General features: G+C 63.6%; 14 protein-coding genes. 5 read left to right on the top strand and 9 right to left on the bottom strand.

All coding sequences use genetic code 11. The features are described 5' to 3' along the window. The first annotated feature begins 240 nt into the window (after positions 1-240). Entirely contained in the window at positions 241-1086 is an 846-nt protein-coding gene (locus ACYG9R_RS06385; RefSeq protein ID WP_023692384.1) for an SH3 domain-containing protein, read from the top strand. A gap of 26 nt (positions 1087-1112) precedes the next feature. Here ACYG9R_RS06385 and ACYG9R_RS06390 read toward each other — a convergent pair whose 3' ends face one another. After that, positions 1113-2408 (bottom strand): Mur ligase family protein, encoded by a 1296-nt coding sequence (locus ACYG9R_RS06390; protein ID WP_031193252.1) that lies wholly within the window; start codon positions 2406-2408, stop codon positions 1113-1115. A gap of 180 nt (positions 2409-2588) precedes the next feature. Beyond that, a complete protein-coding gene (locus ACYG9R_RS06395) occupies positions 2589-3335 on the bottom strand; it encodes an SDR family oxidoreductase (RefSeq protein WP_027049416.1) in 747 nt (248 codons plus the stop codon). A gap of 322 nt (positions 3336-3657) precedes the next feature. On the opposite strand from ACYG9R_RS06395, the gene zwf reads away from it, so the two are divergent. The 3 genes from zwf to edd all read left to right on the top strand — a co-directional run bounded on the left by zwf (position 3658) and on the right by edd (position 7713). Beyond that, entirely contained in the window at positions 3658-5127 is a 1470-nt protein-coding gene (zwf, locus tag ACYG9R_RS06400; RefSeq protein ID WP_023701815.1) for a glucose-6-phosphate dehydrogenase, read from the top strand. Beyond that, positions 5109-5825: a 6-phosphogluconolactonase gene (gene pgl / locus ACYG9R_RS06405; protein ID WP_023823671.1), complete on the top strand. Its 717-nt coding sequence runs from the start codon at positions 5109-5111 to the stop codon at positions 5823-5825. Before zwf ends, pgl begins: the two co-directional genes overlap by 19 nt. Positions 5826-5889: 64 nt before the next feature. Further along, complete coding sequence (edd, locus tag ACYG9R_RS06410; RefSeq protein ID WP_023823672.1) at positions 5890-7713, top strand: phosphogluconate dehydratase; 1824 nt, start codon at positions 5890-5892, stop codon at positions 7711-7713. A 71-nt stretch (positions 7714-7784) separates the two neighbouring features. On the opposite strand, the gene ACYG9R_RS06415 is transcribed toward edd, so the two are convergent. From ACYG9R_RS06415 to ACYG9R_RS06430, 4 genes are all read right to left on the bottom strand, one after another. Beyond that, complete coding sequence (locus tag ACYG9R_RS06415) at positions 7785-9455, bottom strand: vWA domain-containing protein (RefSeq protein ID WP_023823673.1); 1671 nt, start codon at positions 9453-9455, stop codon at positions 7785-7787. A gap of 150 nt (positions 9456-9605) precedes the next feature. Then, the gene (locus ACYG9R_RS06420) at positions 9606-10604 is read right to left on the bottom strand and encodes a GlxA family transcriptional regulator (RefSeq protein WP_032885851.1); all 999 of its coding nucleotides are present in this window, start codon (positions 10602-10604) and stop codon (positions 9606-9608) included. A gap of 17 nt (positions 10605-10621) precedes the next feature. Beyond that, complete coding sequence (gene folD / locus ACYG9R_RS06425; RefSeq protein ID WP_023823674.1) at positions 10622-11521, bottom strand: bifunctional methylenetetrahydrofolate dehydrogenase/methenyltetrahydrofolate cyclohydrolase FolD; 900 nt, start codon at positions 11519-11521, stop codon at positions 10622-10624. A 355-nt stretch (positions 11522-11876) separates the two neighbouring features. Then, positions 11877-14165: a GumC family protein gene (locus ACYG9R_RS06430; RefSeq protein WP_023823675.1), complete on the bottom strand. Its 2289-nt coding sequence runs from the start codon at positions 14163-14165 to the stop codon at positions 11877-11879. A gap of 198 nt (positions 14166-14363) precedes the next feature. On the opposite strand from ACYG9R_RS06430, the gene ACYG9R_RS06435 reads away from it, so the two are divergent. Further along, positions 14364-15659, top strand: coding sequence for a lipopolysaccharide biosynthesis protein (locus ACYG9R_RS06435; RefSeq protein WP_023681896.1), 1296 nt, complete (start codon positions 14364-14366; stop codon positions 15657-15659). Here the strand turns inward: ACYG9R_RS06435 and ACYG9R_RS06440 are convergent. From ACYG9R_RS06440 to ACYG9R_RS06450, 3 genes are read right to left on the bottom strand one after another with little or no spacing between them, the layout of a single operon-like run. After that, complete coding sequence (locus ACYG9R_RS06440; protein ID WP_023823676.1) at positions 15656-16579, bottom strand: DUF6492 family protein; 924 nt, start codon at positions 16577-16579, stop codon at positions 15656-15658. The genes ACYG9R_RS06435 and ACYG9R_RS06440 overlap by 4 nt on opposite strands. Beyond that, a complete protein-coding gene (locus ACYG9R_RS06445) occupies positions 16576-17370 on the bottom strand; it encodes a WecB/TagA/CpsF family glycosyltransferase (protein ID WP_023669298.1) in 795 nt (264 codons plus the stop codon). Before ACYG9R_RS06445 ends, ACYG9R_RS06440 begins: the two co-directional genes overlap by 4 nt. Beyond that, complete coding sequence (locus tag ACYG9R_RS06450; protein ID WP_023823677.1) at positions 17367-18539, bottom strand: glycosyltransferase; 1173 nt, start codon at positions 18537-18539, stop codon at positions 17367-17369. The genes ACYG9R_RS06445 and ACYG9R_RS06450 overlap by 4 nt, the downstream gene beginning before the upstream one ends. Positions 18540-18594: the final 55 nt, after the last annotated feature.

Raw genomic sequence — 18594 nt, forward strand, 5'->3', positions numbered from 1 at the left:
GCTGTTTCTATTGAGCTGTTGGTTGCCGCAGCGAGACGTTGCAGAATCCTTAACAAGAGCGCACAATTCCCCTGAGGGCGCACTGATGCCACAATCAAGGGCAAAGGATGCCGGTTCTGGGCGATTGAACGGGGATTTCTGCGGGCCTGCCCGCTTTGTTGTTGGGACCGATGCCGATCGAATGCCGGGCTGCCGGCGCCGATCGAAAGAACACCGGCTCATCTTTTGGAGGTGGCAAGAGTGAACGAGCCCTTCAGTTTCGGCGCGCCGGAACGTCGGCGCTTCGCCATGCAATTCGGTTATGACATGCGGCCCTCCTTCTGGCAGGGGGTGCGCACGAATTCGCATCTGGTGATCGCCGCGGTCGGCACCGCAGCGCTGCTTGGTGTGGCGGGCATAGCGCTTTGGCTGGCATTGCCGGCCAACGACCGGCAAGCGATCGCCAGCACACAGCAGAACGTTCCGACTTTTCCGGTCAAGACGACCAAGATTGCCCCGGTCGCGGCGACGGCTACCGCGGTAGCGGCGCCACAAGCCGCGCGCAAGGGCGACGCGGTTTCATCGACGGTCGCTGTGGGTGGGGCTGCGATGCCGCCGCTGTCGGCCAACGATCCGCGCTGGACTGCGGCGCAATCCAACAGCGACCCTGCCGCGACGCCATCCGATCAGGCGCCTGCCGAGCAGGCTGCCGCCAAACCGTCCGATGCCGCGGCATTCGAAGAACCGGCGGCCCAGGGCGACGCCACGACGCAGCTGTCAAAGGTCGCTGCTGCCGCCAATGACGACGACGCGGAAACCGCCGCCATACCGACGCCAAAACCGCAACTTCCAGACGAGCAATCTTCCGCCGCAACGAACGATACCCAGACCAAGGCCAAGCCACAGAAGGTGGCTGCTGCAGCCGGCACCGGACGCATCCTCAGGACAGTGACAATGCGCAGCGGTCCGCAGAAAAACGCCGCCGCCATCGGCACCGTGCCCGCCAAGTCATCGGTGCAGGTGATGAGTTGCAAGAAATGGTGCCAGATCGTCTACAACGGCAAGCGCGGCTGGATCTACAAGAGCTACATCAAGACCGGAGCTTGAGACACAGACGAAGCCGCCAGATCTGGTCAGCCGCCGAGCAGCCATCTGAAACGGTGTCTTCTGCGAGCAAGTTGGCGCTTCACCAGGAAATCCCGGTGTTCCTCGAACGGCACCTCATAGAGGCCGCACATTTGGCAGCTTTCGGACTTGCCGCATAGCGGGGTCCAGCATTTCACATCGTGCGTCCAGGCGAGCGCGATCCTTTCCAGATGAAGGTTAGACGAACTTTTCAGCAGAATCAGTTCTCCTGGGACCGCCGTCTGTTTGATGTGATCCGAAACTTCCTTGGGACTGCGAAGCTCAATGAACCGGCCGCTGTCGCGGTCGGCCTGGCTGGCGCGCGAGCGATGCGCATTGTCGCCCGTGTAGATGACCTCATCGGCGATTTCGCGCGCGATCTTGTATGCACTGCCGTATTTCCTCGGCGAGCCGGCGAAGTCGGATATCTGCCCAAGCACAATGCGCTTGCGAGCGACCTTGGCCTTTGCGATCATCTCCAGGGCAATGTTGAGCGAATGCCAGGGCGCTTTGGCCGTATCGACCAGGAATTTCGGACCCGCTGATACCTCTTGCACCGTAGAGCGGTTGGGCAGTGGTGCAAACGATGCCGTTCTCGCTACGACTTGCTCTGGCGGGACGCCAAGTTCCAAGGCGGCGGCAACAGCCGCTGCAGTCGGCAGCCAGAATTGCTCGCCGGGAAAAGGCGCTTGAATATTCAGGCTGCCACTGCGCCAATGAAGGGTGAACCGCAGCAATTCCGGATACGCGGCATGCACGTCACTCACGCGGTAGTCTGCCTCGCCGGACTGGCCGAAGGTCGCAATCCGGCATTTCGCGCCAGACGCCATGCCGATCACCAGTGGGTCATCGCAATTGAGAACCGCAAGTCCATCGGGTTGGAGTGCCTCGACCAGCGCCCGCTTCTCTCCCGCCACAGCTTCCAGAGTCCTGAACTTGCCGAAATGCTCCAGACGGATCATCGTAACCACCGCCACACTCGGCTTCAGCATCTGCGCCATGGCGCTGATCGTGCCGAAGTCGGAAGCGCCGGCTTCGAAAACGACGTAATCGACTTTGCCGGCCTTCCTCAGGCGCTTGTAAAGCGTTCGAACCAACACCTTCATAGTGTTGGCCAGAACCTGTGTGTGGACCGAACCGTGGCCAGCCAGGATGTGTCCAAGCAGGCTTCCCGCCGTCGTCTTGCCGGAGCTTCCGGTAACGCCGATGAAAATTGCCTTGCTTCGCGCCCGCGCACGCGTGGCCAGGTAAAGCCGCAGCCGCCATCCCAGATCATAGCGACTTTTCTGCTGCCTGATCTTCATCACCCGCCAACACTATCCACGATCCCGTTATGCCTTTCGGGTGATCGAGAAGTCAAACTGGGGTCCGGCGTGACGACGTCAACTGTTCGTTCCTCGGCCGGCCGGCGCACCGATGCGAACTTTTGCCGACGTTGCTCTGTCTGCCGTGCATTGCGAACAGCGAGGTACTTCCCGAATTGCTCAAATGCAGCGGCCGCCGTCGACCTCCAGCGCCACGCCGGTGATGAAGGCGGCTTCGTCCGACGCAAGCCAAAGCGCAGCGTTGGCGATATCGAGCGGCGTCGACAGACGGCCGAGCGGTATCGAGGCACGGAATTTCTCGCGGATCTCGGGCGTGTCAGTGCCCATGAATTTCTCCAGCATGCCGGTCTCGCCGGCGACCGGGCAAAGGCAGTTCACGCGGATGTTCTTGGGCGCGAGTTCGACCGCCATCGACTTGGTCGCGGTGATCGCCCAGCCCTTCGAGGCATTGTACCAGGTGAGCCCCGGACGCGGCCGCAGACCGGCGGTCGAAGCCGTGGTCAGGATGACGCCGCCGCCCTGCCGCTCCATGATCGGCACCACGGCAAGTGCGGCGTGGTAGATCGCCTTCATGTTGACTGAAGTGATCAGGTCGAAGGTCGCCTCGTCGACGTCGAGCATGTCGCCATTGCGATGGGTGTAGCCGGCATTGTTGACCATGATATCGATGCGGCCGAAGGCGCTTTTTGCGGCATAGACCATCTCGTCGAATTCGGAACGCTGCGAAACGTCGGTCTGGGTCCAGATCGCGGCCTGGCCGATCTCTGCTGCAACGCGCTCCGCGCCCTTGGCGTTGAGGTCGGCGACGACGACCTTGGCGCCCTCTTCGGCAAAGCGCCTGGCCATGCCTTCGCCGAAACCTGACGCAGCACCCGTGATGACGGCAACCTTGTTTTCCAGACGCATGCTTTTTCCGCTCATTGAAGACCCACCTCGCAAGCGCATTTTTCCTTTTTGTTTGATGCGTGTCTGTCTCCCAGAACCGCTTCGCACTTCTGGGCGACACGCATTAGCTTTCGTCACATTCCCGCTTTATGTTGCAGGCGCGAAAGCCCCGGGACCATCGCTTGACGAAAAGCCTCCGGGTGCAAGCCAGTGTCAAGGCGCATTTGGAGCGAATCAATATGCAGTGATTTGGCCTTGATGTGACACCATGGCACTGGATAGTTTAAATCGATTAGATTATATCCTGCCGCGTCACAGCGAGCGGCGTCAAAGCGGACAGACCATGACCAGCCAGATCATTCCCGTCGAGCCTTTCGACTTCATCATTTTCGGCGGCACCGGCGACCTGTCGGAACGCAAGCTGCTGCCCTCGCTCTACCACCGCCAGCGCGACCACCAGTTTTCCGAGCCGACCCGCATCATCGGCACCTCGCGCTCCAAGATGAGCGACGAGGAATTCCAGGCTTTCGCCAAGCAGGCGATTTCCCAGCATGTGAAGCCGGCCGACATCGACGCCGAGGAACTCAAGACATTTCTTGCCCGGCTGTCCTACGTATCGGCCGACGCGACGACGGGTGCCGGCTTCGACAAGCTGAAAAAGGCGATCGGCGAAAGCGACCGCATCCGCGCTTTCTATCTGGCGGTGGCGCCGGCGCTGTTCGGCGACATCTCGCACCAGCTGAAAGCCCACAATCTCATCACGCCGAATTCACGCATCGTGCTGGAGAAGCCGATCGGCCGCGACCTCGATTCGGCGCGCAAGCTCAACGACGTGGTTGGAGACGACTTCCACGAAAGCCAGATCTTCCGCATCGACCACTATCTCGGAAAGGAGACGGTGCAGAATCTGATGGCGCTGCGCTTTGCCAACGCGCTCTATGAGCCGCTTTGGAATTCTGCCCATATCGACCATGTGCAGATCACGGTAGCCGAGACCGTCGGTCTTGAAGACCGCGTCACCTACTACGACAAGGCCGGCGCGCTGCGCGACATGGTGCAGAACCACATGCTGCAGCTGCTCTGTCTGGTTGCCATGGAAGCGCCATCGTCGATGGATGCCGATGCCGTGCGCGACGAGAAGCTGAAGGTGCTGCGGGCGCTGAAGCGCATCAACGGCAATGAGGCACCCAAGCACACCGTGCGCGGCCAATACCGCGCCGGCGCCTCTGCAGGCGGCGCGGTGAAAGGCTATGTCGAGGAACTTGGCAAAGACAGCTCCACCGAGACTTTCGTCGCCATCAAGGCTGAGATCGGCAATTGGCGCTGGGCCGGCGTGCCATTCTATCTCAGGACCGGCAAAAGGCTGGCGACCCGCGTTTCGGAAATCGTCATCGAGTTCAAGCCGATCCCGCATTCGATCTTCGGCGACAGCGCCGGGCCGATCTCAGCCAACCAACTGGTGATCCGGCTGCAGCCCGACGAAGGCGTCAAGCAGTTCATCATGATCAAGGATCCAGGCCCGGGCGGCATGCGGCTGCGCCAGATTCCGCTCGACATGAGCTTTGCAACATCTTTCGACGGCCGCGCGCCGGACGCCTATGAACGGCTAATCATGGATGTTATCCGCGGCAACCAGACGCTGTTCATGCGCCGCGACGAGGTCGAGGCGGCATGGAAGTGGATCGACCCGATCCAGAACGCCTGGGAAAGCGCCAGGCAGGAGGCGCAAGGCTATACGGCCGGCACATGGGGTCCCTCGGCCTCGATTGCGCTGATCGAACGCGACGGGCGGACATGGCACGAAAGCAGTTGAGCGAGCCCGTCTATAACTGGAACGGCTTTGCCGGGCGCCAGGACCTGGCGGCAGCCCTTGCCGGCAATGTCGCGGCGCGCCTGACCAAGGCCATCGACGAGCGCGGCACGGCCCTGCTTGCCGTTTCCGGCGGCACCACGCCGGCAAAGTTCTTTGCAGCACTTTCGGCCATTCCGATCGCCTGGAACAAGGTGACGGTGACGCTGGTCGACGAACGGTTCGTGCCGGCCTCCTCGCCGCGCTCGAATGCGGGGCTGGTCGCGGCCAACCTGCTGCAGAACAAGGCGGCTGCCGCGCACTTCGTGCCGCTCTACCATGAGGCGGCAAGCATCGAGACCGCCGCGGCGGCCGACGATGCGGCGCTGAAGGCTCTGCCCTGGCCCCTCGATGTCGTCGTGCTCGGCATGGGCGGCGACGGCCACACCGCCTCGTTCTTTCCCGACGCCGAGAATCTCGGCGATTTGCTCGACCCAGCCTCATCAAGGATCGTGCTGCCGGTTCACGCGGCAAGCGCCGGCGAACCCCGGTTGACGCTGCCGCTGGCGCGGATCGTCGACGCCGGCTTCATCGCGCTGCATATAGAAGGCGAGGACAAGCGCACCGCCTTCGACGATGCGATGGGACCGGGCGCGAAAAAGCCCATCCGCAAAGTGCTCGAAGCGGCACCCATCCCGGTAGAGGTGTTCTGGGCACCCTGATTTCACGCAAAGCAGTCCCGGCAGACGGTGGAGGACGTTCTTCCGGGGCTCGAAAGGACCGACCATGACAGCCAGACGCGACATCGAAGCCATCACGGAACGCATCCGCCAACGCTCGAAAGCCGGCCGCGAGCGCTATCTCGGCCGCATCGCCGAGGCCTCCAGCCGCGCCGCCAACCGGGGGGTTCTGTCTTGCGGCAACCTCGCGCATGGCTTTGCCGTCTGCAGCCCGTCTGAAAAGCTGGCGCTCGGCGCCGACAAGGTGCCGAACCTCGGCATCATTACCTCCTACAATGACATGCTGTCGGCGCATCAGCCCTTCGAAACCTTCCCGGCGCTGATCAAGGATGCCGCGCGCGAAGTCGGCGGGATCGCGCAAGTGGCCGGCGGCGTGCCGGCCATGTGCGATGGCGTGACCCAGGGACAGCCCGGCATGGAGCTCTCGCTGTTTTCGCGCGACGTGATCGCCATGTCCGCGGCGATCGGCCTGTCGCACAACATGTTCGACGCCGCCGTCTATCTCGGCGTCTGCGACAAGATCGTACCGGGGCTTGTGATCGCGGCTCTCACCTTCGGCCATCTGCCGGCGGTGTTCGTGCCGGCCGGGCCAATGACGACGGGCCTGCCCAATGACGAGAAGGCCAAGGTTCGCCAACTCTATGCCGAGGGCAAGGCCGGACGCGCAGAACTGCTCGAAGCGGAGTCCAAATCCTATCACGGGCCGGGCACCTGCACCTTCTACGGCACCGCCAATTCCAACCAGATGCTGATGGAGATCATGGGCCTGCATACGCCCGGCGCGTCCTTCGTCAATCCAGGCACGCCGCTGCGCGACGCGCTGACGCGCGAGGCGACCAGGCGAGCCCTGGCGATCACCGCGCTCGGCAACGCCTACACGCCGGTAGGCCGCATGATCGACGAGCGCTCTTTCGTCAATGGCGTCGTCGGCCTGCACGCCACCGGCGGCTCTACCAACCACACCATCCATCTCATCGCCATGGCCGCGGCGGCCGGCATCACGCTTACCTGGCAGGACATTTCCGACCTGTCGGAAGCGGTGCCGCTTCTCGCGCGCGTCTATCCGAACGGGCTTGCCGACGTGAACCATTTCCATGCCGCCGGCGGGCTCGGCTTCCTGATCCGCGAATTGCTCGACGAAGGCATCCTGCATGAGGATGTGCAGACGGTATGGGGCGAAGGCCTGAGGCCCTATGCGGTCGAGGCCCGGCTCGGCGAAGACGGCAGCGTCGTGCGTGAAGCCTCGCCGCTGCAGAGCGGCGACGAGAAGGTGCTGGCGCCGTTCAAGAAGGCCTTCCAGCCGACCGGCGGCCTGAAAGTGCTCGCCGGCAATCTCGGCCACGCCGTCATCAAGACGTCCGCCGTGAAGCCGGAACGCCGCGTCATCGAGGCGCCGGCCAAGGTGTTCGACAGCCAGCAGGGACTGAACGAAGCCTTCAAGGCCGGCACGCTGACCGGCGACTTCATCGCCGTCATCCGCTTCCAGGGCCCGAAGGCAAACGGCATGCCGGAACTGCACAAGCTGACCACCGTGCTCGGCATCCTGCAGGATCGTGGCCAGCGCGTCGCGCTGGTCACGGACGGGCGCATGTCTGGCGCTTCCGGCAAGGTGCCGGCGGCGATCCATGTAACGCCGGAAGCGGTCGAGGAAGGGCCGATCGCCAGGATCCATGACGGCGACATCATCCGGCTCGACGCCGATGCCGGCACGCTGGAAGTGCTGGTGCCGGGGCCCGAGCTCGCGCTGCGCCGCACGGCCGACATCGATCTCATCGGCAACGAGTTCGGTTTCGGCCGCGAGCTGTTCGCCGGTTTCCGCCAGTTGGTCGGCCGCGCCGACCATGGCGCCAGTGCTTTCGGCACGGCTTGAACCATCATTCCCTGCCATATAGAAAAGGGCGGCTCAAGGCCGCCCTTTTTCATGAGGAGTGGAACGCCAAATTACGGCTGAACCGTAATTTCGCTCCGTTCGCCGGCCTTGACCGTCACCGGCATTTCCTTGTCATGGCCTTGATCGGACATGTGGCGGACGACGACGTAGTCGCCGGCCGCAATGGTCTGTTGCCAGGTGTCGCCATAGTTCAGGCCGAGCGCCTTGCGGTTGCCCTGGATATCCTTCTTCGACGACAGCACCTCGATCGAATAGGCGCCCGGCGCCGACATCACCAGCACGCCGGCATCGAGCGTCACCTTGACGTCCTTGACGTCGCCAACCTTGACGCTGAAAGGCTGCTCGACGGTTGCGAGCTCAAGCGAGGTGACCGCGACATAGTCGTCCGGCGGCAGCCAGAACTTGCTGTCGGGCCCATAGGAGTGGGCGACATCGTCACGCGAGCCGTCGATCTTTTTCTTGGCCTTGACGATCTGGACGCTGATGCCCGAGGAGTCGGCCTTGTCGCCGCCTGCAGTGTAGTAGGCGTTGACGGCGGCATGGCCGACGCCAACGACTATGTCTTTTTCCACAGTCTGCCCGGCGGCGAGCTGGATGTTCTCGGTCACCGAGCCGCTGCCGATCGCAACCGTCACCTTCTGCTCACCAGCCGGCACGATGATCCTGTTGTCGCCATAGTGGGTGGTGCTGCCGCCCGGGAAGGCGAAGTCGACATGGGCTTCGTCACTGATCTCGGCGCCCTGGCTTGGCTTCGGATGGATGAGCATGGTGCCGGCGTTCAAGGTGAAGAGCGGCTTGTAGACCTGGCCCGCCTCGATCTTGACCTTCTGTTCCGCCCGAGCTTCGTCGGCGCGCGCGACGACGACATAGTCGCCCGGCTCGAGATTGGCCTCGTAGTTGTTGTACTGGGTGGTGACGGCCTCGCCGTGCGTGCCATCGGCCTTGGCCTTGTAGACCTCCCAGGCATTGCCGTCGGTGATCGGATCGCCGCCTTCGGCCATGACCACGCTCGGGATGAAATTGAATTCGGGCTTTGCCGGTTCAGGGGCTGGAGCTGGAGCTGGGGCTGGCGCCGGTGCGGGTTCAGGTGCCGGAGCCGGCGCGGCGACGGTTTCGACCAGTGCTTCCTGCAGCGCCTTCTCGTCCGAGGCCTGGATATATTTGCCGCCGGTGTTGTCGGCAAGGCAGGCGATCTGCTTGCCCTCGTCAGCGGTCAGGCCGAAGCCGACGACGTCGACGGTGAAATCGACGCCTGAGGCCTCCAGTTCCTTGCCCAGCGCGCACGGGTCACCTTCACAGGTTTCAAGCCCATCGGTGATGAGAACCACGGTCGCCTTGTCCTCGGTGTATTTCAGAGCTTCGGCCGCCTGCTTGACGGCTGCGGTCAGCGGCGTCTTGCCGAGGAATTTCAGGCTGTCGGCGGCGGCCGAAATGGCGCTAGCCGAGCCGGCTTGCGGCGGCACGATCAGTTCGATGTCGTCGCAGCTGCCCTTTTCGCGGTGGCCATAGGCCATGAAGCCGATCTCGTCGTCGCCCGGGACCGACTGCAGCACGGTCCTCAGCGATTCGCGCGCGATCTCGAGCTTCGGCTTGCCGTCGATCTGGGCCCACATCGAGCCTGAAGCGTCAAGAATGATGATAACCTTGTTGGCGGCGAAGCCGAGCGAAGTCATCGACAAAAGGAGCAGCGACGCAGCGACGCTCCGCAAAAGTCCCGCCATGGAAATCTCCTTGAGGCCGCCCTCTTATATGCGGCGGCAAGCTATTTGACGCCGCGTCCGGGCACAAGCCCCGGAGCGGGTCACGAACGGTTGCCGTGTAACAGGATCGGCGCCGGCCGAGGCCTGTTCCGAGGCCGGCTAAGCACCGCGTCAGTACGTGGTGCGGCGCTCTTCGGAAGGCGGACGGCCGAACTGCAGCCGGTAGCTCTGGGCAAAATAGGAATGCGAGGTGAAGCCGGTGGCGATGGCCACGTCGAGGATCGGCATGTTGGTCTGGCGCAGCAGTTCGCGCGCCCGCTCGAGCCTGAGCCGCATGTAGTAACGACCGGGCGTGACGCTCAAATGGCGCAGGAACAAGCGCTCGACCTGGCGCACCGACAGGCCCGCCGATTTGGCAAGCTGCACGGCCGATAGCGGCTCGTCGAGATGGTCGGCCATCAGTTCGACGATACGCCTTAGCTTCTCCGACTTGCCGGTCAGGTCGCGCTCCGGCCCGACGCGCTGGCGGTCGCCGGCGGAGCGGATGCGCTCATGCTGGAACTGGTTGGCAACGCCGTTGGCGAGGTTCGAGCCGAAGTCGCCACGCACGATCTCCAGCATCAGGTCGATCGAGGTGGTGCCGCCGGCGCAGGTGTAGCGCTTGCGGTCGATCTCGAAGACGTTGCCGGTGCAATTGATGTCGGGAAAGCGCTCGACGAAGCCGGCGCGGTTTTCCCAATGGATGGTGCAGCGATAGCCTTCGAGCTGACCGGCTTCGGCCAGGAGGTAAGAGCCCACCGACAGCGCGCCGAGCGCATTGCCGCGCCGGCCCCAGCTGCGCAGCGCCGCCAGCACCTTGCTCTTGCCGGGGAACTCGACCGACAGGCCCACCGACACGAATAGGATATCGACGGGCGGCAAATCGGCGACGGCATAGTCGATCTTGAGCGGCAGGCCGTTGGAGGCCATGACGGGATCGCCGTCGGCCGAGACCGTCGTCCAGCCATAGAAATCGCGGCCGAGCAGGCGGTTGGCCGAGCGGAAGGTATCGATCGCCGCTGCCAGCGAAAACATCGAAAACTTGTCGACCAGCAGGAACGCGAATTGCCGGCCCCCCTGAACGGGATCATCCACGACCGGCCGTTCAGAGGGTATAGTAAGGTTCGACAAAGAAGCTGCTTTCTGGGTCAGAAGGAAGGCCGCTTCAAGCCGGCCGCAAGGTAGGCTGAGGCTAACGTATTGGCCATCAGCATGGCAATGGTCATCGGTCCGACACCGCCGGGCACGGGGGTGATGGCGCCGGCGGCCTTGGCCGCTTCGGCATAGGCTACATCGCCGACGAGGCGGGTTTTGCCTTCGCCCTTCTCGGGTGCGGCAATGCGGTTGATCCCGACATCGATCACGGTGGCGCCGGGCCTGACCCAGTCGCCCTTGATCATTTCGGGCCGGCCGACGGCGGCAACCAGAATGTCGGCTGTGCGGGCCAGCGCCGGCAGATCCTTGGTGCGGCTGTGGGCAATGGTGACGGTGCAGTTGGCGGCAAGCAACAGATTTGCCATCGGCTTGCCGACGATGTTGGAGCGGCCGACGACGACCGCGTTGAGGCCGGAAAGATCCTTGCCGCGCACGCGTTCGATCAAAAGCATGGAGCCAGCCGGCGTGCAGGGCACGAAGGCTGTTTCGAGTTCGCCGGTGCCGAGCTTGCCGACATTGATGAAATGAAAGCCGTCGACATCCTTTTGCGGTGCGATGGCCTGGATGATCTTGCCGGCATCGATATGGGCGGGAAGCGGCAGCTGCACCAGAATGCCGTTGATGGCCGGATCGGCGTTGAGTTCGCCGATGATCTTCAGCAGTGCCGCTTCGGACGTGTCGGCCGGCAGCGTGTGCTGCAGCGAATGAAAGCCGCATTCCTTGGCGGTGCGCGACTTCGACGCGACATAGACCTGGCTTGCCGGATCCTCGCCGACGATGACCACCGCCAAGCCGGGCTGGGCCTTTCCCTTGGCGACCAGGTCCTCGGTCAAGGCCTTGACCTTCTGAACCACGTCTGCGGCGACGATCTTTCCGTCAATCACTTCGGCCATGAACCATCCTCGACATCATTCCAGCCAAGGCGCGGCGCGCGCCTTGAACGTTGCTTCGTGCATGTCGTTGTTCCAAACGTTCCGCCCATTCGGGTAAAGCCCGACGGCAGCGCTTTTTGGGCGCCATGCTGCGCGGCATTGTCACGAAATTTGGCCTAAGCAATCCCGTCAAAGCGCCGTCACATGCCGTAAACTCGAAACCGGCAGCTTTTATTCTGTGCTGACGGGCTCAGAGCGACTCATCCTTTCACGGAAAGGCTGAACCGCTCTATTTCTTGTTTTGACGCAATTCCCAAGGGAAAGCGCGCTACGCGCTTTTCCCGGGAAAACCGTTTCACACTTTTCCTGGAATTGCTCAGAAATAGCGGCGGTGCGAACGGCTTTCGGTGAGTTCGCGCACCGCTTCGCGAAATTCGCGCAGGCTGGCGCGGATATCGTCGATTTGCGCCTGCTGGTCTTCCGGCGCCGCCCCAGCGGGCTGCGGAGAAGACCACGGCCCGGACGCCGCGGGCATCGGCTGAGCCTGCGAATAGGCATAGTCAGCCGGCTGACGAGGCTGCGCGTAGCCAGGCTGCTGCGCAGGGGAATTGGCGTGCGGAACCTCGTTCCGGAAGTCCGGCTGGCGATAGCCCACAGGCTCCTGCACCGGCCTTGTATATTCGGCGGCTGGTTGGGCGCGGTAGGTCTCGACGGGTTCGCCTGACGTCCCGCTACCCGGCGCGGCTTTGCGCATCGCCGAGAACAGTCCGTCGAACAGACCTGGGCTCCGGGCGGGAGCGGCCGCGGTCGGCAACACCGGAGGTGCTGCCGGTGGCGGCGCCACAGGCAGCGGCGCGCGATAGACCTTGTCCTCGACCGGAGGGGGGCGCTCGTCCATTCTGCCGCGCGAACGCGAATTGGCAGCGCCGCGCAGGCTGGCAAAGGCGCCGCGCATGGCGCCGACACCGATGCCCGAAGCAAGCCCGAGCAGCAGGCCGGCCATCGCTATTACAGCCCGCGACGGTCCGTTGGGTTCGAGCGGCGGTTGCGCGGGGGTCATCAGATTGATGTTGGTGGTGTTGATGTTTTGCTGTTCGCCGGTCTCCTTGGCGCGCAGAAGGTACTGTTCGTAGACGGAGCGTTTGGCCGTGGCGTCACGCTCCAGTTCGCGCAGGCTGACCAGATCGCTGTTGACGTCGCCGCTCTGGATCTTTGCCTGAGCCAGGCGGGAAGCGAGATCCTGCTCAAGCTGGACCGAGCGCTTCAAGTCGACCTGCAGCGACGAGGCGATGCGGCGCAGTTCGCCTGCGATGCGCTCGCGCGAGCCGTCGAGCTGGGCGTTGAGCGCCTGGTATTCGGGATGACGCGGTCCCAGACGCACGGCGGCGCGGTCGGCCTCCTGCTTCAAAACTGCATATTGCGCGCGCAGTTCGCTCATCGTGTTGGAATTGATTTCTTCCGGCAAGGTGCCGTTGATGACCGAATTGACGTCCAGCGAACGCGCCGACGCGGCCCGGGCATTGAGTTCCAGCGTACGGGCCCGGGTGACTGAGAGCTGCTCGTTGAGCTTCAGCATCTGGTCGTCGCTGATCAGATGGCCCTGCGCGTCGACGAGATCATGCGTGGCCCTGAAATCCTCGACCTTGCGCTCCGCTGTCTCGACATTCTTGCGCAGGTCATCGAGCTTGGCCGTCAGCTGGTCCGTCGCGCGCCCGGCCATCCCGAACTGGTATTGGGCCGCCTCCTGCTGGAAAACGTCCCTGGTCGTATTGGCTATCTTCGCCGATTTGTCGGCGCTTTGAGTGGTGGCGCTGATGGAAACGACAAAGCTCTTGCCGCTGCGCTCAACCGACAGGCTCTTGGCCAGATTGCCGACCGCCAGCGCCTGGCGGCGCACTTCACCGCCGCCGCCAGGGCCATCCTGGCGCGACAGTATCGAGCGAATGAGCGACAGGACGCCAAGGCCGCCAGAGCCCTGTCCGTTGAATTCCGGATCGTCGACGAGATTGAGATCGGCCACGACCTTGTCGAGGACCTTGCCGGATGTCACCATCTTGATGCGGGTTTCGACAACAGCCAGCGCCGCATCGGGCTGCCCGACCGGTTGGGTGAGATCGTTGTCGGAAAGCTTCAGGTCGCCTGGCTCGATGACCATCTGTGTGGTGGCTTCGTATTTCTTCGGTGTCGAAACGGCGACGGCGACGCCGAGCACCGTGCCCAATATCGTCGTCGAGACGATCAGCAACTTGGAACGACTAATGCCGCGGACGACCTGGAGCGGATCGATCAGCGGCTTCCATTCCTGCCCGTCATCGTCGTCGCGGTCCGGTCGCTGCTCGTGGAAAGAGCGGAGCTCATAGGCGGCGTGCTGCTGACGCCGGCCGGAAACAGGCTCCTCACGCGCGCTGGCGGCCGAAACGGGTTCGCCGTCGGCCTGGAACTGCGGCGGCTCGGGCGGTGACGTTGGCGCCGGATTCGACCGCGCCTCGCGTTGCGAGCGGGCTATGCGGTGACGCGTGGCGGCGTCCTCGCGCCATGACGGATCCACCCGGTCACCGATCGAGACCGCCGACGCATCCGCCGCCTCATCGCCGCGCACGGCTTTGCCGAGCGCCAGGAGGGAGCGCTCGCGCCTCCAGTCTTCACGGTTTTCCCTGTCGACCATTGTCTCGAAACTTTACCTTCGACGGCGCAGGAGCGGCGGTCGGCCAATCGTTAAGTCACGCTAAACAGGCATGGGAAACAAAAGGTTAATTTCCGAAGTCTGCAAGTGAAAGTTTCTCGCTTCGCCACGCATTGCCGGGATCTGTAAAATGGCGTCAGAACCGCACGTTAAGCTTTGCGGCTTACGGCTTTCCTCGATATGACGCAGGCCAGCGACATACCGCAAAGGCGGACACTCGCCCGCATCGGCACCTTCCTTGCCGAAAGACGGGGGCTGGTTCGCGACTATCTTTCAGCCATCAGCGGCGCCGGCGGGCGGCTGGTGTTCTCGCTTGCCTATTTCATCGCACTTGCCAACACGCTGTCGATTGCCGAGTTCGGCATGTTCGCCACCGCCTCGGCGGCCGGCGTCATGCTGTCGCGCATCCTCGCTTTCGGCTTCATCTCGGCGCTTTACCGCACAGCCACCATCCGCCCCAATCTGATCGGCACCTTCACCGCCGGCTTCCTTTTGCTTGGCGCCGTGTCCTTACCACTGCTGGCGGCGGCCTCCTGGGGCGTCTACCTGATCTTCTTCGCCAGCACCGTGCCTCTGGCCGTCTTTGCCGCAATCGTCTTTGCCGAAGCGCTTTTGTGGCGGCCGGTCGAGGTGGTGCTGATCGTCAACAACGGGCTCGGCAAATTCGGCCGCGCCGCGGTGCTGTCGATCGTGACCACGGCGTTCCGTGCGCTGGGCGCCGTGCTGTTCATGCTGTCGGGGCAGCACAGCGTCTGGATCTGGTCATTGTTCTACATCGGCGCCAACGCCGCCTCGCTGCTGCTGGCCTTCGGCTTCTATTATCCACGCCAGCGGCTGAGGCTGCGCACCGAGCTCTATCTCAGGCGGCTTGCCGATTCGATCTATGTTGCCGGCGCCGAAGTGCTGTTCTACCTGCAGTCGGAATTCGACAAGCTGCTCGTCCTGGCGATCGGCGGGCCGCATCTGGCCGGCATCTATGCCATTATCATGCGGCTGGTCGACCTGACGGCAATACCGATCCGCACCTTCTCGATGATGCTGGTGCAGAAGATGATGCGGTCGCCGGAGCTGTTGTCGCGACTGCGGGTCAAGAGCGGTATCGAAGCCGGCGTGTTCCTGGTATCGACATTGGCGCTGGCCGCACTCGGCATCGTGCTGCATTTCTTCCCCAATGCACTTGGCCGGAATGTCGCCGAGGCGGCGCCCTTGGTGGCATTGGCAATCGGCGTGCCGGGACTGCGCAACCTGGTCGAATACCAGGCCGAGCTGCTGTTCGCGCGCGGCCAGACCGCACTCAGGGCGCTCAACCTCGGCCTGCTGGCGGGGCTGAAGGCGGTGCTGTTGACCTATGTGCTGACCACGATTGCCGACACGCCCAGGCTTGTCGTATCGCTCAACGTCGTCTTCCTGCTGCTCTATCTCGCCTCGGCGCTGCTGACCTATTCGGCGCTGCGCAAGCCCGCCAAGGCAATCTAAGCCAATCCGATCAGGCGGCGGATGCGGCCGATATCGGTGCCGATGAAGGATTGCATGCCGATCGCCACCTGCCCCGGTGCCATAGCGGCGACGAAGCTGCGGAATTCGTCATCCGACAGCGCCTCCCCGGTCCAATGCACGCGGCAGAATTCCTCCGAGCCGTGGAAATGGCCGGCGCCCCCCAGCACATCGTCGACATAGCGGCCATAGATCATGCATTCGGAGAACCGGCGCACTGAAGCGATGACCTCGACCCAGCCGCGCGCGTGCACCTTCTCGATCTCGGCGCACATCGCCGTCACGGTCTGACGGCGCCAGGCGATCAGCGTCGAAATATAGTCGTTGTTCGAAACCTCGGATGCATCGATACCAATCGCCGAGGCCGCATTGCGCGACCAGATGCGATGCTCGTCGTGACCGTCGCTCGACAGCACGCCGTCGCGCCGGAACAGCCGCACCTTGCCGTCGCGCCAGAAGGCGCTCAGATCGAATGGCTTGAGGAAGGCGACGTCGGAATCGCAGAAGACCAGCACGTCTTCTCCAGCATGCGCAGCGATGGCGATGCGGCGCAGCTGCTGCACATGCCAGCCGCGCAGCGGCTGGGTCTTGAAACTGAGCCAGATGCGACGGCGAAAGAGGCTCATCGGATCGTCGAACACACGCAGCCAGCGCGGCAGCAGGTCGCGCTCGTCGACAACGCTGCGGCGGTCGTTTTCCAACTGGCGAAACAGCGCCACGTCGCGGTGCTCGACCAGAATGTAATGATGCGCCACGCCGGAGACATGGCGGTCGAGGGTCTCGCACAACAGGCGGCAGCGTTCGAAATCCGGCGCATAGCTGGCGGTCACCACCGCCGCCGTCGGAGTTTGCGGCAGGGCACCGGTCTCGGCTGCAGGGCTCGGCACGACGCGGCTGTTCACCGCAACTCTCCAGCGGGCTCGGGCCGACGCGAGAATTTCTGCCTGACGACACGCAGCAGGAACACCGGATTGCCGACGACGTAGCGGCGCCACAGCCGGCCGGGCTCGATGCACAGACGGAACAACCATTCGAGCCTCAGCTGGCGCATCCACAGAGGCGCCCGCGGCACCGTGCCGGAGAGAAAATCGAGCAGCGCGCCGACGGCGATCGGCAGCGTGCAGTGGCGGGCATCGATATGACGGGCGATCCACAATTCCTGGCGCGGCACGCCCATGGCCACAAGCAGCACGTCGGGCCGCAATGCCTCGATGCGATCGACGATCGCCTGCTCTTCGGCGGGGGAGAAATAGCCGTCATGGATGACGACGAATTCGTGCTGCACCGCCAGAGCGGCTAGCCTGACCGACGCCGCCTCGGCGTTGGCGCGGGTGGCGCCAAGCAACCCGACGGTCAGCGGCCTCGCCGATGCCTGCAGAAAGGCCGGAATGAGATCAGTGCCGTTGAGATTGTCCGGGAACGGCGCGCCGTAGAGCAGCTTTGCCGCCAGATCGACGCCAACGCCGTCAGGCAGGATGAGGAAATCGTCGAGCGCCTCGGCAAAGACCGGATCGGTAGAGGCGATGTTGGCGTTGTGAGCGTTGAGAAAACTGACCTTGGTGAAGCGCCGCTCGGCAATCAGACGAGCGAGCAGCGCGATCGCGTCATCCCAGCCGATGGCAAGGACCGAAATGCCAAGGATCGTCTTCAGCGTATCGAGCCCGAAGGCGGCGCGGGCGGTGTGCATGTTCATGCAAACACCTCCTCCCCCACCGACCCGAGCTTTTCCAGGCCGAGCCTGATGGCGGCATCCAGTGCCTTGATCTGCCGGCGGTGAAAGGCGCTGCCATCGACATCCTTGACATCGGCCGCCGCTGCCTCCAGCGCGCCGGCGAAGGCGGCCGGATCGTCGGTGACGAAGCAATTTGCCGGGCGATGATCGATGCCGCGCAGCGAACGGCTGGTGGCGACCGACGGCAGGCCGAGCTCGAAGGTTTCGATGGTCTTGAGCTGAACGCCGCTGCCCGCGGTGCTGATCAGTGGAATGACGGCGGCGCCGCGCACGAAATTCTGGGCGTCGGACACGCGGCCGACAAATTCGACACCGGGATGGGCAGAGGTGATATCCGACGGCATGTTGCCGGCGACCCTGATGCGAAAGCTCCGGCGAAGATGCGGCACGACTTTTTCCAGGAACCAGTCGAGGCCGATGCGGTTCGGCTGCCAGGTCCAAGTGCCGATCAGCGCCGCGTCGCAATCGATGCGGCGCGGCTTGACCGGCTTTGGCGCCGTGGCAGTGGTCACCAGCGGCAGCACCGCCGAGCGGTCGTCGCTGGCAACGCCGAGTGCGGCGCGGTCTTCCTCGGCCAGCGTGAAGACGAAGCGAGCCCGGCGGCAGAGCCGCTCCTCCATGGTCTTGAGCAGCCTGGCCTCGCGGGCAAACAGCAGGCGCTGGAAGCGACTGTTTGCTGCTGCCGCATTCTCTTTGGCCGAACCATGTTCGACATTGTGGGCGACGAAAATCGAGGGACGGTCGGCGAACAGTTTTTCAAAGGCGCCGGCGAACTGCACCGAATTCAGGACATAGCCGTCGAAGGGACCGGCGCGCTCGATCGCGGCACGGACTTCGCTGTCGGAAACCGCGCGCAGCTTCACGGAAGCGAAGGTGAGTCCTGACAGCACCGCCTTGCCAAGCCAGGCGAGCTTCTGCCGCGCCGAGGCGCTTTCCGTGCGCACGTCGACGGCGCCGAGCACGATGGTGTTTTCGTTGTCGCTGGGCGCCTTGCCCGGCCAGATGAAGCCGATGACGGTGACGCGCACGCCGGCGCGCCGCAAGGCGGCGATGATCGCAGCATTGGCGATCTCATAGCCCGAAGCGAGAGCGCCGTCGGGCACGATCGATGTGGCGAACAGCAGATGCATCTCACCTATCCAGGCGTCAGCCACTAGCAAAGCTGGGTGAACCCTTGATTAAATC

This window comes from Mesorhizobium sp. RSR565B (genome assembly GCF_054719465.1).

Excerpts from the sequence above, each read along its gene's own strand:
- ACYG9R_RS06435 (WP_023681896.1), top strand. The coding sequence starts at position 14,364 with ATGACGCAGGCCAGCGACATACCGCAAAGGCGGACACTCGCCCGCATC.
- ACYG9R_RS06395 (WP_027049416.1), bottom strand. The coding sequence starts at position 3,335 with ATGCGTCTGGAAAACAAGGTTGCCGTCATCACGGGTGCTGCGTCAGGT.
- ACYG9R_RS06390 (WP_031193252.1), bottom strand. The coding sequence starts at position 2,408 with ATGAAGATCAGGCAGCAGAAAAGTCGCTATGATCTGGGATGGCGGCTG.
- ACYG9R_RS06450 (WP_023823677.1), bottom strand. The coding sequence starts at position 18,539 with ATGCATCTGCTGTTCGCCACATCGATCGTGCCCGACGGCGCTCTCGCT.
- ACYG9R_RS06415 (WP_023823673.1), bottom strand. The coding sequence starts at position 9,455 with ATGGCGGGACTTTTGCGGAGCGTCGCTGCGTCGCTGCTCCTTTTGTCG.
- edd (WP_023823672.1), top strand. The coding sequence starts at position 5,890 with ATGACAGCCAGACGCGACATCGAAGCCATCACGGAACGCATCCGCCAA.
- pgl (WP_023823671.1), top strand. The coding sequence starts at position 5,109 with ATGGCACGAAAGCAGTTGAGCGAGCCCGTCTATAACTGGAACGGCTTT.
- zwf (WP_023701815.1), top strand. The coding sequence starts at position 3,658 with ATGACCAGCCAGATCATTCCCGTCGAGCCTTTCGACTTCATCATTTTC.
- ACYG9R_RS06445 (WP_023669298.1), bottom strand. The coding sequence starts at position 17,370 with ATGAACATGCACACCGCCCGCGCCGCCTTCGGGCTCGATACGCTGAAG.
- ACYG9R_RS06430 (WP_023823675.1), bottom strand. The coding sequence starts at position 14,165 with ATGGTCGACAGGGAAAACCGTGAAGACTGGAGGCGCGAGCGCTCCCTC.
- folD (WP_023823674.1), bottom strand. The coding sequence starts at position 11,521 with ATGGCCGAAGTGATTGACGGAAAGATCGTCGCCGCAGACGTGGTTCAG.